Annotated in this window: 9 protein-coding genes and 2 tRNA genes; all 11 read left to right on the top strand. The window is 67.1% G+C overall.

Going from position 1 to position 13,207, the window contains the following annotated elements; genetic code table 11:
- The first annotated feature begins 217 nt into the window (after positions 1-217).
- Positions 218-1,831 (top strand): chromosomal replication initiator protein DnaA, encoded by a 1,614-nt coding sequence (gene dnaA / locus FCK90_RS04425; RefSeq protein WP_220433274.1) that lies wholly within the window; start codon positions 218-220, stop codon positions 1,829-1,831.
- 687 nt (positions 1,832-2,518) lie between these two features.
- Positions 2,519-3,643 carry a DNA polymerase III subunit beta gene (gene dnaN, locus FCK90_RS04420; protein ID WP_158033099.1) on the top strand — a complete coding sequence of 375 codons (1,125 nt, stop codon included), beginning with the start codon at positions 2,519-2,521 and terminating at the stop codon, positions 3,641-3,643.
- Between the two features lie 63 nt (positions 3,644-3,706).
- Positions 3,707-4,924 (top strand): DNA replication/repair protein RecF, encoded by a 1,218-nt coding sequence (gene recF, locus FCK90_RS04415; protein ID WP_158033098.1) that lies wholly within the window; start codon positions 3,707-3,709, stop codon positions 4,922-4,924.
- Entirely contained in the window at positions 4,917-5,537 is a 621-nt protein-coding gene (locus tag FCK90_RS04410) for a DciA family protein (protein ID WP_158033097.1), read from the top strand. The genes recF and FCK90_RS04410 overlap by 8 nt, the downstream gene beginning before the upstream one ends.
- A 347-nt stretch (positions 5,538-5,884) precedes the next feature.
- A complete protein-coding gene (gyrB, locus tag FCK90_RS04405) occupies positions 5,885-8,017 on the top strand; it encodes a DNA topoisomerase (ATP-hydrolyzing) subunit B (RefSeq protein WP_158033096.1) in 2,133 nt (710 codons plus the stop codon).
- A gap of 105 nt (positions 8,018-8,122) precedes the next feature.
- Positions 8,123-10,804 carry a DNA gyrase subunit A gene (gene gyrA, locus FCK90_RS04400; RefSeq protein WP_158033095.1) on the top strand — a complete coding sequence of 894 codons (2,682 nt, stop codon included), beginning with the start codon at positions 8,123-8,125 and terminating at the stop codon, positions 10,802-10,804.
- Positions 10,801-11,493, top strand: a complete 693-nt coding sequence (locus tag FCK90_RS04395) for a DUF3566 domain-containing protein (protein WP_158033094.1) — start codon at positions 10,801-10,803, stop codon at positions 11,491-11,493. The genes gyrA and FCK90_RS04395 overlap by 4 nt, the downstream gene beginning before the upstream one ends.
- 106 nt (positions 11,494-11,599) lie before the next feature.
- Positions 11,600-11,673: transfer RNA gene (locus FCK90_RS04390), tRNA-Ile, on the top strand.
- 32 nt (positions 11,674-11,705) lie between these two features.
- Positions 11,706-11,837, top strand: coding sequence for a DLW-39 family protein (locus FCK90_RS15515; RefSeq protein ID WP_220433273.1), 132 nt, complete (start codon positions 11,706-11,708; stop codon positions 11,835-11,837).
- 24 nt (positions 11,838-11,861) lie between these two features.
- Positions 11,862-11,937: transfer RNA gene (locus FCK90_RS04385), tRNA-Ala, on the top strand.
- Between the two features lie 72 nt (positions 11,938-12,009).
- Entirely contained in the window at positions 12,010-13,113 is a 1,104-nt protein-coding gene (locus FCK90_RS04380) for a tyrosine-type recombinase/integrase (RefSeq protein ID WP_158033093.1), read from the top strand.
- The last annotated feature ends 94 nt before the right edge of the window (positions 13,114-13,207 follow it).

Genomic DNA, 13,207 nt, shown 5'->3' with positions numbered 1-13,207 from the left:
CGACGGCGCGGGAGCACACGTGTAACTACAGAACTGTAGTTCCTTCTGGCCGCGGAATGACACTATGAGCACCCGCAAAACGTGTTCTAGGCTGACGTTCGCGTTCCGCCCCCCACGCGATATCCACCGCTGTGAACAACTCTGTGGAAAATCGGGGGCTCCCGCCCCGGCCGGCACGTCCGGTGACCACGACGAGAGATTCCCGGAGCCCGTAACAGTGAGTCTTCAGCAAAACCAGGCGCTCGACGCGCAGTGGGCGCAGTGCCTGGACGCTCTGAACGCGGATCCGGACATCAGCCCTCGTCACCGCGGCTTTCTCGGCCTGGCCCAGCCCCGCGGGCTGATGGGCACCACCTTGCTGATGGCCGTCCCCAACGAGCTCACCCGCGAGGTCTTCCAGTCGACCATCGCCACGGCCGTGAACAGGGCGGTCACCAGGACCTTCGGAGCGGACACCCTGATCGCGGTAGTGGTGGACACCGATCTGGGCAAGGTCGTGGAGGCCCCCGAGCCGGCCTCCACCCTGCCTCCCCTCGAGGAGCTCGAGGCCGAGCGCGGCCATTCGGCCGCTCCGCCACGGAGGGACGCGCAGCCTCCGGCCGATGACTACCAGGGTCCCGCGGACTCCGCAGGCGGCCGTGCCCGCGGCGGCTCCTTGCCCAAGCCGGCGGCGGCCTCGTCCGCCGCGCAGATCCTGGATACGAAGCCGACCCCGCCCGTCGAACGGCCGGCGCCTGAACCGCCCGTCGAGGACCATGGCACCGCCACGGCGGAGACCGCCGAATGGAACTCCTCGGCCCGGCTGAACCCCAAGTACATCTTCGAGTCCTTCGTGATCGGGCAGTCGAACCGCTTCGCCCACGCCGCGGCCTTCGCGGTGGCGGAGACCCCGGCCAAGGCCTACAACCCCCTGTTCATCTACGGTGATTCGGGACTGGGCAAGACCCATCTGCTGCACGCGATCGGCCACTACGGCAAGCGGCTGTACCCCGGCATGCGCGTGCGCTACGTGAACTCGGAGGAGTTCACCAACGACTTCATCAACTCCATCCGCGACGACGAGGGCTCCTCCTTCAAGGAGATCTACCGCAACGTGGACATGCTGCTGATCGACGACATCCAGTTCCTGGCCGGCAAGGAGCACACGCAGGAGGAGTTCTTCCACACCTTCAACTCCCTGCACAATCACGAGAAGCAGATCGTGATCACCTCCGACATGCCGCCCAAGCAGCTCACGGGCTTCGCCAACCGGATGCGGTCGCGCTTCGAGTGGGGCCTGATCACGGACGTGCAGCCGCCGGAGCTGGAGACCCGCATCGCGATTCTGCGCAAGAAGGCCGATGCGGACGGGATGAAGGCCTCTCCGGAGGTCCTCGAGTACATCGCCTCGCATATCTCCACCAATATCCGCGAGCTCGAAGGCGCCCTGATCCGCGTCACGGCCTTCGCCTCCCTGAACCAGCAGGAGGTCGACCTGCCCCTGGCCGAGCTGGTGCTCAAGGACCTGATCACCGACGACGACGGCGGCGAGATCACCGCTGCCACGATCCTCGGGCAGACCGCGGCGTACTTCGACATCTCCCTGGACGAACTGAAGTCCAAGTCCCGCACCCGCACCCTGGTCACCGCCCGGCAGATCGCCATGTACCTGCTGCGGGAGCTCACGGACATGTCCCTGCCGAAGATCGGCCAGGAACTGGGCGGCCGCGACCACACCACCGTCATGCACGCCGACCGGAAGATCCGCACCCTGATGGCCGAGCGCCGGCAGATCTTCAACCAGGTCACCGAGCTGACCAACCGGATCAAGCAGCAGCAGCGCACCGGCTGATCCGGCATTCCCCTCTCGCCCCTGGTGGCGAGCTGCGTCGATCGGCGTCTTCGCCGCTCGGGATTCGCCCCTTCAGATTCGCCGCTTCAGACGAGACCCCATGAGGCACCCGGACGGGTGGCCCATGGGGTTTTCCACAACCCTGACCCCCGTGCCGCCTGGGCGCAGACTTCTGTAATCACAAGAATCGGCGGCCTGTGGAGGCCCTGTGCACGGCACGAAATCACCAGCTGTGGATAACTCTGTGGAGAAGTGATCATGCCCCGTGGAGAACTCCACGGCGGAGGTGGACTCGATGTGGAGAGGCCCGGAATCACAGGGATGTGCTTTCACAAGGAGGCGGCAGCCCGGTGGACCCAGAACCACAGGAAACCCACAGGACGAACACGGTAACGACGCCTCGGCAGGCGGTTTTCCACATCTTCCACAGGGGTTATTAACACTCCTACCTACCTTCTTCTTGGCCAAGCAACGTCTGCGACTCGTCCGCCGGGCACGTGTAATTACACGAATCCGCAGCGCCTGGGGGCGCTGCCCGAGCCGAGGTGTAATTACAGGTTCCAGGGATCCTTGACGCACAGGAAGAGGACTGCTGGATGGATTAGAGCCACGAGCGCCGATAGCATGCTGTCGTTGTGCGCGCGGGCATAGGGCGCATGGCATCTGCAAACGAAAGGCTGCCACCCCGTGAAGTTCTCCGTGGAACGCGACGTCCTGGCCGAAGCCGTGACCTGGACCGCTCGGTCGTTGTCCCCCCGCCCTCCGGTACCGGTGCTCTCGGGTCTGCTCCTGAAGGCGGAAGGCGACCAGGTCTCCCTGGCGGGCTTCGACTACGAGATCTCGTCCAGGGTGTCCATCGACGCCGACATCGAGGAAGAGGGAACCACCCTGGTCTCCGGCCGCCTCCTGGCCGACATCTGCCGGTCCCTGCCTTCAGCGCGGGTCGACGTCGTCGCCGAGGAAGGCAAGCTGACGCTGACCTGCCGTTCCTCCCGGTTCAACCTGGCAGCCATGCCCGTCGAGGAGTACCCCGAGCTCCCCGGCCTGCCCGATGTCTCCGGCGTGGTCGACGGCACCGAGTTCGCCCAGGCCGTGGCTCAGGTCAATATCGCGGCCTCCAAGGACGACACCCTGCCGATCCTCACCGGCGTGCGCGTGGAGATCGACGGCGAGCGGATGACCCTGCTGGCCACCGACCGCTACCGGCTGGCCATGCGGGAGCTGACCTGGCGGCCGGGGACCTCCTCGATGCAGACCTCCGCGCTGGTCAAGGCCAAGACCCTCAACGACATCGCCAAGACCCTCGGGCCGGCCGGCGATCTGAACATCGCCCTCTCGGAGTCCGCGGAGCTGGTGGGTTTCGAGTCGGGCGGGCGCCGCACGACGTCGTTGCTGATCGACGGCGAATACCCCAAGATCCGGTCCTTGTTCCCCGAGTCCACCCCGATCACGGCATCGGTCAGGACCGCGGAGCTGGTCGAGGCGGTCCGGCGCGTGTCCCTGGTCGCAGAGCGCAATACGCCCGTGCGGCTGGCCTTCACAGAGGGCAAGGTCTCCCTGGACGCCGGCACCGGCGAGGACGCCCAGGCCTCCGAGATCATCGAGGCGAACCTGCAGGGCGATGACATCACCGTGGCCTTCAACCCCACCTACCTCTCCGAGGGGCTGCACGCGTTCTCCTCCGACTACGTCCGCTTCTCCTTCACCGCTCCGCCCAAGCCCGCCGTACTCTCGGCGCAGGAAGAATCCGACGGGGATGACAAGGACGATTACCGCTACCTGCTGATGCCCGTGCGCCTGCCGAACTCCTGATGACCACGAGGGCGGGTCGACGGGATCGGATCGCCGGAACGACCCTGCCCACCGGGAGGCGCTATGCACCTTGAGAGCCTCTCGCTCATGGACTTCCGGACGTACCGGTCCCTCGATCTGGCGCTGACCCCCGGGATCACGGTGTTCCTGGGCCCCAACGGGGTGGGCAAGACCAACATCGTGGAGGCTGTGGACTTCACCGCCACCCTGGGCTCGCACCGGGTCTCCTCCACGGCGCCGATGATCCGGGCCGGTGCCGAGCGGGCCGTGATCCGGGCCGGGGTGCGCCGTGCCGGCCATCGGACCACCCTCGAGTTCGTCCTGGAGACGGGCAAGAGCAACACGGTGCGGATCAACAGGGGCTCCCCCACCCGGGCACGGCAAGCCCTGGGGACCGTGCACACGGTGCTGTTCTCACCGGAGGATCTGACCCTCATCAAGGGCGATCCCTCCAGCCGGCGGGCCTTCCTGGACGAGTTGGCCACCTCGATGCGGCCCGTCCTGGCAGGCGTCCGCGCGGACTACGAGAAGACCGTCAGGCAGCGCAACGCCCTGCTGCGGTCGGCGCGCACCAGCGGACGGATCACCGAGGCCCATACGGCCACGCTCGCGGTGTGGGACGAGCAGCTGGCGACGGCGGGCGCTCAGCTGCTGCACGCCAGGATCCAGCTCATCAAGGCGCTCGAGCCCGAGGTGCACCGGGCCTACGCCCAGCTGGCCGACGGACCGAGACTGCCGTCCCTGAGCTACCGGTCCTCCGTGCTGCCCGAGGCCGCCGACGGCCGGATCGCCCAGCTGGAGCACTTCTCCGTGGCGGATCTGCGGCAGCTGATCCTGGAGGCCTGCGAGCGGAAGCAGGCTCAGGAGGTCGAACGCGGCGTATCGCTCGTGGGCCCGCACCGGGATGAGCTCGAGCTGAGCCTGGGGGAGCTTCCGGCGCGCGGATACGCCTCGCACGGCGAGATGTGGTCCTATGCGCTCGCCCTGCGGCTGGGGTCCTGGTACGTCCACCTCGACGACGATCGCAGCGAGGGGGCGTCCCCGGTGCTGATCCTGGACGACGTCTTCGCGGAGCTGGACGCCCGGCGCCGGGACCGGCTGGCTCATGCCGTGCTCAGCGCCGAGCAGGTTCTGGTGACCGCCGCGGTCGACGACGACGTCCCGCAGGTGCTGCGCGAGGGCCGCTCGGCGATCACGGTCGTCCGGGTCGCGCCGGGCGAGGCCGTCTCCACGGGGGCCTCCTCGCAGACCGGTGCTCCTGCGGAGGCCGGCCATGAGTGAGCACGGCGACGAGCGGGACGAGCCGGTCAACGTGGTCCACATCGCCGACGAGGTCGATGCCGCCGCCGCTGCCCTGACCCGGGTGCGTTTCGCCGCCGAGTCCCGGGGTGAGGGCCGGCTCTACGGTGCGGCCGCCAAGGCGAACCTGCGCAATTTCGGGGCCGCCATGGACTCGCCCTCCGCCACCCCGGTGCGCAAACGCGACGAGCAGACGGATCCCCGCCAGCTCGGCGGTTTCAGCGGGGCCGGCGCCTCGCCGCGTGATCCCCAGGGGGTGGGGTCGGTGATGCAGCGCTTCGTCTCGGGCCGCGGCTGGCGCACCCCCGTGGCCGTGGGATCGGTCATGAACATGTGGCCGGAGATCGTGGGCCCCTACATCGCCGAGAACTGCGTGCCCGAGGCCTTCGAGGACACCGTGCTGAAGGTCCGGTGCTCCTCCACGGCGCAGGCCACCAACCTGCGGATGCTCGAGTCCCAGATCCTCAAGCGGATCGAGACGAAGCTGGGCACCGGGATCGTCACCCGCCTGGAGATCCACGGCCCTGTGGCACCCAGCTGGAAGCGGGGCCGGCGCACCGTGCGCGGACGCGGCCCCCGGGACACCTACGGCTGACAGGCAACCGACCGGTACCCGATCCGGGGTCGGTCGGAGTGGACAAGCCGTGAGCGGCTGGCAGGCCGCCTCGGGCCCTCGGGGACGACAAGGGGCACATCTACCGGTATCCCAGGCGCTCCTACCCCCGGTTTCTGCCCGATAGGACCCACTTTCGGTCCCGATTGACGGTCACGCGCGCGCTGGTCCGGTAGGATGGACGGCAGACAGACAATCCAGCGCATATCGCACGCGGAGCCTCAGCCACCCCCGTGACCGGGCCCTCGTGCGCTCTTTGTGCCGCCTTGGGCGAGGCTAGAGCCATCGACGATGATCGTGTGATTACCGTCGTGCAGGCTGCTCCGCCCATGGCCGCAAACAGGAGGAACCTAGAGCTCGTGGCAGAAGAGCAGAGCCCGGACACCGGTTACGGCGCCAGCGACATCACCGTCCTGGAGGGCCTGGAAGCGGTTCGCAAACGCCCCGGCATGTACATCGGGTCCACCGGCCCGCGCGGCCTCCACCACCTGGTGTACGAAGTCATCGACAACTCCGTGGACGAGGCGCTGGCCGGCTACTGCGACCACATCGAGGTCGTGCTCCGGGCCGACGGCGGCGTGAGCGTGGTGGACAACGGCCGCGGCATCCCCGTGGACATGCACCCCAAGGAGGGCAAGCCCACGGTCGAGGTGGTCATGACCATCCTGCACGCCGGCGGCAAGTTCGGCGGCAGCGGCTACGCCGTCTCCGGCGGCCTGCACGGCGTGGGCATCTCCGTGGTCAACGCGCTGTCCGCGCGCGTGGACACCGAGGTACGCCGTCAAGGGCATGCGTGGCGGATGAGCTTCGCCGCCGGCGGCGTCCCCCAGGGCGAGCTGGTCCAGGGCGAGGCCACGGAGGCCACCGGCACCACCCAGACCTTCTGGCCGGACCCCGAGATCTTCGAGACCGTGGAGTTCGACTTCGAGACCCTGCGGGCACGGTTCCAGCAGATGGCCTTCCTGAACAAGGGCCTGCGGATCACCCTGACGGACGAGCGCGCACTCGACGAGTCCGGCGACGAGGTGGCCGGTGAGAAGCGCGTGGAGATCACAGCCGATGACGCCGAGGCGCAGGATTCGGCCGGCACCTCCGCCGAGGGGGCCAAGGCCGAGGAGGCCGTGGCGCTGAACAAGGTCGGGGTCACCGAGGACGGGCACCGCAAGGTGGTCTACCAGTACGATCGCGGCCTGCTGGACTACGTCAACTTCATCAACGACGCCAAGAAGGCCGAGCGGGTGCACGACGACGTCATCGCCTTCGAGGTCGAGAACTCCGAGCGCAAGCTCTCGCTGGAGATCGCGATGCAGTGGACGACCGCTTACAGCGAGTCCGTGCACACGTACGCGAACACGATCAACACCCACGAGGGCGGCACTCACGAAGAGGGCTTCCGCACGGCGCTGACCACGCTGGTCAACCGCAAGGCCCGCGAGTTCAAGCTGCTGCGGGACAAGGACGACAACCTGACCGGCGACGACGTCCGCGAGGGCCTGACCGCCGTCATCTCCGTCAAGCTGGGCGAGCCCCAGTTCGAGGGCCAGACCAAGACGAAGCTGGGCAACTCGGAGGCCAAGCCGTTCGTGCAGCGGGTGGTGACCGAGGAGTTCGGCGACTGGCTCGAGCGCAACCCCCAGGCGGGCAAGGACATCATCCGGAAGGCCATCAACGCCTCGCAGGCGCGGATGGCGGCCCGGAAGGCCCGGGAGACCACGCGCCGCAAGGGTCTGCTGGAGTCCGGCGGGATGCCCGGCAAGCTCAAGGACTGCTCGTCCAAGGACCCCTCCAAGTCCGAGATCTACCTGGTGGAGGGCGACTCCGCGGGCGGCTCGGCCGTCCAGGGCCGCGATCCGGCGCATCAGGCGATCCTGCCGCTGCGCGGCAAGATCCTCAACGTGGAGCGGGCCAGGCTGGACCGGGCGCTGTCCAACAACGAGGTCCAGTCCATGATCACGGCCTTCGGATCGGGCATCGGCGACGACTTCGACATCGAGAAGGCGCGCTATCACAAGATCGTGCTCATGGCCGATGCCGACGTGGACGGCCAGCACATCACCACGCTGCTGCTGACGTTGCTGTTCCGCTTCATGCGCCCGCTCATCGAGCACGGCTACGTCTACCTGGCGCAGCCCCCGCTCTACCGCCTGAAGTGGTCCAACGCCCCGCACGACTACGTCTTCTCGGATGCCGAACGGGACGAGGCGCTGCGGCGCGGACAGGCCAACAACCAGCGCATGCCCAAGGAGAACGGCATCCAGCGTTACAAGGGTCTGGGCGAGATGTCCTACACCGAGCTGTGGGAGACCACCATGGACCCGGGTACCCGCACGCTGCTGCAGGTGACCATGGAGGACGCCGCGGCGGCCGAGCAGGTCTTCTCCGTGCTGATGGGCGAGGACGTGGAGTCCCGCAAGGAATTCATCCAGCAGAACGCCAAGGACATACGTTTCCTGGACATCTGATCCTGTATGCCTCTGGCGACATATGTTCAGGTGAGCATGGCCGGCTGAGGCGATCGGAATCCGGAAGCTGAGGACCCTAAGCAGACAAGGACGGAAACGGCACCGATGAGTGACGAGACTCAGGGAACGCCCGAGGAAGCCACCCCCGGCACGGAGGTGGAGGCCACCACGGTCGATGGCACCACCATCGCGGAGCGGGTGGAGCAGGTCGACCTGCAGACCGAGATGCAGCGGTCCTACTTGGACTACGCCATGGCGGTCATCGTGGGTCGCGCGCTGCCGGATGTGCGCGACGGCCTGAAGCCCGTGCACCGGCGCGTGATCTACACGATGTACGACGGCGGGTTCCGGCCCGATCGCGCCTTCAACAAGTGCGCGCGCGTGGTGGGCGATGTCATGGGTCACTACCACCCCCACGGCGACAGCGCGATCTACGACGCCCTGGTGCGCCTGATCCAGCAGTGGGTCATGCGCTACCCGCTGGCCCTCGGCCAGGGCAACTTCGGCTCCCCCGGCAACGACGGCGCCGCGGCCCCCCGGTACACCGAGACCAAGATGGCCCCGCTGGCCATGGAGATGGTCCGGGACATCCACGAGGAGACCGTCGACTTCCAGGACAACTACGACGGCAAGAACCAGGAGCCGGTGGTCCTGCCGGCCCGGTTCCCCAACCTGCTGGCCAACGGCTCCTCGGGCATCGCCGTCGGGATGGCCACGAACATCCCGCCGCACAACCTGCGGGAGCTGGCCGACGGTGTGCAGTGGGCGCTGCAGAATCCCCAGGCCTCCCGCGAGGAGCTGCTGGAGGCGCTGCTCAAGCGCATCAAGGGCCCGGACTTCCCGACCGGCGCCCAGATCCTGGGCCATCGCGGCATCGAGGACGCCTACCGGACCGGCCGCGGCTCGATCAAGATGCGCGCCGTGGTCAACGTGGAGGAGATCCAGGGCCGTACCTGCCTGGTGGTCACCGAGCTGCCGTACATGGTCAACCCGGACAACCTGGCCGTGAAGATCGCGGACCTGGTCAAGGACGGCAGGATCCCGGGCATCGCCGACATGCGCGACGAGACCTCGGGCCGGACCGGCCAGCGCCTCGTGATCGTGCTCAAGCGCGACGCCATCCCCAAGGTGGTGCTCAACAACCTCTACAAGCACACCTCGCTGCAGGAGAACTTCTCCGCCAACATGCTGGCCCTGGTGGACGGGGTGCCGCGCACCCTGTCCCTGGACGCCTTCATTCGGCACTGGGTCAAGCACCAGATCGATGTCATCGTGCGCCGGACCCAGTACCGGCTGCGCCAGGCCGAGCAGGAGGCTCATATCCTGCGCGGCCTGCTCAAGGCCCTGGACGCCCTGGACGAGGTCATCGCCCTGATCCGCCGTTCGCCCACCCCGGATGAGGCGCGCAACGGCCTGATGGAGCTGCTGGCGATCGACGAGGAGCAGGCCCAGGCCATCCTCAACATGCAGCTGCGCCGCCTGGCGGCCCTGGAGAGGCAGAAGATCCAGGACCGGTTCGCCGAGCTGGAGCAGATGATCAACGACTACCAGGCGATCCTGGCCTCGGAGGACCGTCAGCGCGAGATCGTCTCCGACGAGCTCAACGAGGTCGTGCAGCGCTACGGCGACGACCGGCGCACCGAGATCCTGATGGGCTACGACGGCGATATGTCCGTCGAGGACCTCATCCCGGAGGAGGACGTCGTCGTCACCATCACCCGCGGCGGCTACGTCAAGCGCACCCGCTCGGACGAGTACCGCGCCCAGCGCCGCGGCGGCAAGGGCGTGCGCGGGGCCACGCTGCGCGGGGACGACGTGGTGGAGCACTTCTTCACCACCACCACGCACCGGTGGATCCTGTTCTTCACCAACTTCGGCCGGGTCTACCGGACTAAGGCCTATGAGCTGCAGGAAGCCGGCCGCGATGCCAAGGGTCAGCACGTCGCCAACATCATGGCCTTCCAGCCCGATGAGCACATCGCCCAGGTCATGGAGCTGGAGTCCTACCAGGACGCTCCCTACCTGGTGCTGGCCACGCGCCGCGGGCTGATCAAGAAGACCAGGCTCGAGGACTACGACACCAACCGCGCGGCCGGCGTGATCGCCATCAACCTGCGCGACGGGGACGAGCTGGTCTCGGCCAAGCTGGTCTCCGTGGCCGACGACCTGCTGCTGGTCAGCCGGAACGGCCAGTCCCTGCGGTTCAGCGCCACCGACGAGGCCCTGCGGCCCATGGGGCGTGCGACCTCCGGGGTGACCGGCATGAAGTTCCGCGGCGACGACGAGCTGCTGGCGGCGCAGGTGGTGCGCGACGGCACCGAGAGCTTCGTGTTCGTGGTGACCGAGGGCGGCTACGCCAAGCGGACCACCGTGGAGCAGTACCGCGTGCAGGGCCGCGGCGGGCTTGGCATCAAGGTGGCCAAGCTCGACGACGACCGCGGCAAGCTGGCCGGTGCGCTGATCGTGGGCGAGAATGACGAGGTCATGGTGGTCATGTCCTCCGGCAAGGTGGTGCGCTCGGCGGTGTCCGAGGTTCCCGCCAAGGGCCGGGACACCATGGGCGTCATCTTCGCCAAGCCCGCCCCGGGCGACTCCATCGTGGGTGTGGCCTGGAACGCGGACCGGCATATCGAGGAAGAGGTCGAGGAGGAAGACGCCGCCAAGGATGACGCGGCCGCTGATCCCTCGATATCAGATGAAAATGCAGCCGATCCCACGGCTGTGACATCATCAGCTGATCCGGATGACGTAACGTTGGATGAAGGAATCAACGGAGGTGACGCATGAGCCCGGAGGCACGTTCGAGCACGAGCGGTCGAAGCACGTCTAAATCGACCTCTGGTGCCAAGGGCCAGAAGTCCTCGGAGCCCTCTTCGCCTGCCAAGAGCGGTAAGGGTTCCTCTGCTGCCGCGTCCCAGGGCCCCAAGGGCGCCCAGGCGGCCAAGAGCTCGCAGACCTCCGCGTCCAAGAGCCAGGCCAAGCCGACTGGTGCTGCCAAGCCCGCTGCTCCCGCGAAGGCCCCGGCCTCTGGTTCCGGCAAGGCTCAGGAAAAGCCCAAGGGCCCCTCAGGCCGGCCCTCGACCAGGGGTCTGGTGCGTCCCGCGCCGCGGGCCAAGGTGCGCCGTGCGCGCCTGGTGGTCTCCAAAATCGATACCTGGTCCGTTCTCAAGCTCTCGTTCCTGCTGTCCGTGGCGCTGGGCATTATCACCCTGGTGGTGGCCATCCTGGTGTGGATCCTCATGGACATCACCGGGCTGTTCAACGGCATCAACGAGCTGACCGGCATGCTGGCCGGCCCCGAGGGCGCACCGGATATCCGCGAGGTGATCTCTCTGGGGCAGGTGGCGATCATGGCCACGGTGCTGTCCGTGGTCAACGTGATCCTGCTGACCCTGATCTCCGTGCTGGCCACCGTGCTCTACAACCTCGCCGCCGGCCTGGTCGGCGGCATCGGAGTGACCCTCACCGACGACTGACCAGCGGTCCCTCGGGTCGAACCGATCCGGGAGCCGGCCAGTTTGTCGGGGCGGTAGCCCATCGTGTAAGGTCTTTTCTCGGTCCAAGCCACAAGCGAGGACCCCCGGGCGTATAGCTCAGACGGTTAGAGCGCTTCGCTGATAACGAAGAGGTCCCAGGTTCAATTCCTGGTACGCCCACGAAATCGACGTCCAGGACGGAGGTCCGCACCGTGAAGAAGCTCCTTCTCACTGCCGCGGTCATCGTCACTGGCGCGATCGCCGTCGGAGTCGCCAACCAGCGATTCCAGGCGCAGGAAGCCGACCGCCAGGCATGGCGGGAAGCAACCGACCCGGTCGAGTAGCCCCATAAGGGCCGCTCACCCCACGGGGGCATGGCGCAATTGGTAGCGCATCTGCTTTGCAAGCAGAGGGTTAGGGGTTCGAGTCCCCTTGCCTCCACCATGTGACTAGGGACGACGCTTTTGCTACTGGCAGGAGCGTCGTTTTCACTGGCACGGGGACTAAGTTCTCTTCATGGCGTTCATCCGTAAGAGGCTCCGCAAGGACGGCAGCGTGGCTTTCACCGTGCAGTGGGTCGATCCGGACACCGGCAAGCAGACCACCCGCACCCTGGCCACTGAGCAGGACGCGAAGGAACTGGCGGACTTCCTCAACGCCAACGGACAGAGCTTCGCGCTGGCCGCACAGGCGGCATCCAAGCTGCGATCCACCGCACCACCGCTGAGCGTCGTTATCGATGACCACATCACTCAGCTCACCCAGATCAGCGACCAGACCCGAGCCAAGTACCGCCGGGACGCCGCCCGACACATCACCTCCGTCCTCGGATCCATCCCCGTCGACACCCTCACCCGCCGGGATGCCGCCGCATGGCTCAACGGGCTGAGCCTGTCCTCGAAGAGCAAGAAGAACATCCACTCCATCCTCTCCGCAGCGCTGAGCACTGCCATGTCCGAGAAGCTCATCACCGAGAACGTCGCCCGCGGGCTCAAACCGCCCCGTGCAGAACGTCGAGAGCCGGTCTTCCTCACCGAAATCGAAACCGACCTCATCATGTCCACGCTGCCCCGGCACTACCAGCCGTTCATCTCACTCCTGCTCGACACCGGCCTCAGATGGGGTGAAGCAGCCGCCCTGGAAGTCCGCGACATCACCTTCACCGGCGAAGGCGACGAGCTCCGCGGCGTCGTCTCCGTCACCAAGGCATGGAGGGACTCGCCCACAGGGCGTGTCAAAGGGCCACCCAAGACCAAGCGCGGCCGACGCAACGTCACTATGCCCAAAGCGCTGACCGCCACCATCCATGACCACATCCAGACCAGCGGCAAAGCACCCAGCGACGCCCTGTTCACCAACACCGCCGGATCCACCATCCTCGCCAGCGGATTCCACGAAGACATCTGGCGGCCCACCATGAAAACGCTCGAGCACAAGCTCCGCCGACGCCCATGGGTCCACGACCTACGCCACACCCACGCCTCCCGACTCATCGCCGCCGGCGTACCCCTGACCGTCATCCAACGCCGCCTCGGCCACGAATCCATCAAGACCACCAGCGACCTCTACGGCCACCTCGCAGACGACGCCGACGCCCAAGCCGCAGCCGCGCTCGACTGAACGTCACAGAGCCTTCACGTAGCACCCTCATGCGGGCGAGATCATGCGCATTCGTATACTTACGGGGAGCTGAGCGTCCGCTGAGTACATAACC

Origin of the sequence: Kocuria coralli (assembly GCF_008831305.1) — a bacterium.
In the GTDB taxonomy this organism is placed as follows: domain Bacteria; phylum Actinomycetota; class Actinomycetes; order Actinomycetales; family Micrococcaceae; genus Kocuria; species Kocuria coralli.
Note: the sequence above shows the minus strand (reverse complement) of the source record. Positions and strands in the feature narration are given on the sequence as shown.

Bases quoted from the DNA above. Each gene is read 5' to 3' on its own strand.
- recF (WP_158033098.1), top strand. From the start codon at position 3,707: ATGCACCTTGAGAGCCTCTCGCTCATGGACTTCCGGACGTACCGGTCC.
- FCK90_RS04410 (WP_158033097.1), top strand. From the start codon at position 4,917: ATGAGTGAGCACGGCGACGAGCGGGACGAGCCGGTCAACGTGGTCCAC.
- gyrB (WP_158033096.1), top strand. From the start codon at position 5,885: ATGGCCGCAAACAGGAGGAACCTAGAGCTCGTGGCAGAAGAGCAGAGC.
- gyrA (WP_158033095.1), top strand. From the start codon at position 8,123: ATGAGTGACGAGACTCAGGGAACGCCCGAGGAAGCCACCCCCGGCACG.
- FCK90_RS04395 (WP_158033094.1), top strand. From the start codon at position 10,801: ATGAGCCCGGAGGCACGTTCGAGCACGAGCGGTCGAAGCACGTCTAAA.
- FCK90_RS04380 (WP_158033093.1), top strand. From the start codon at position 12,010: ATGGCGTTCATCCGTAAGAGGCTCCGCAAGGACGGCAGCGTGGCTTTC.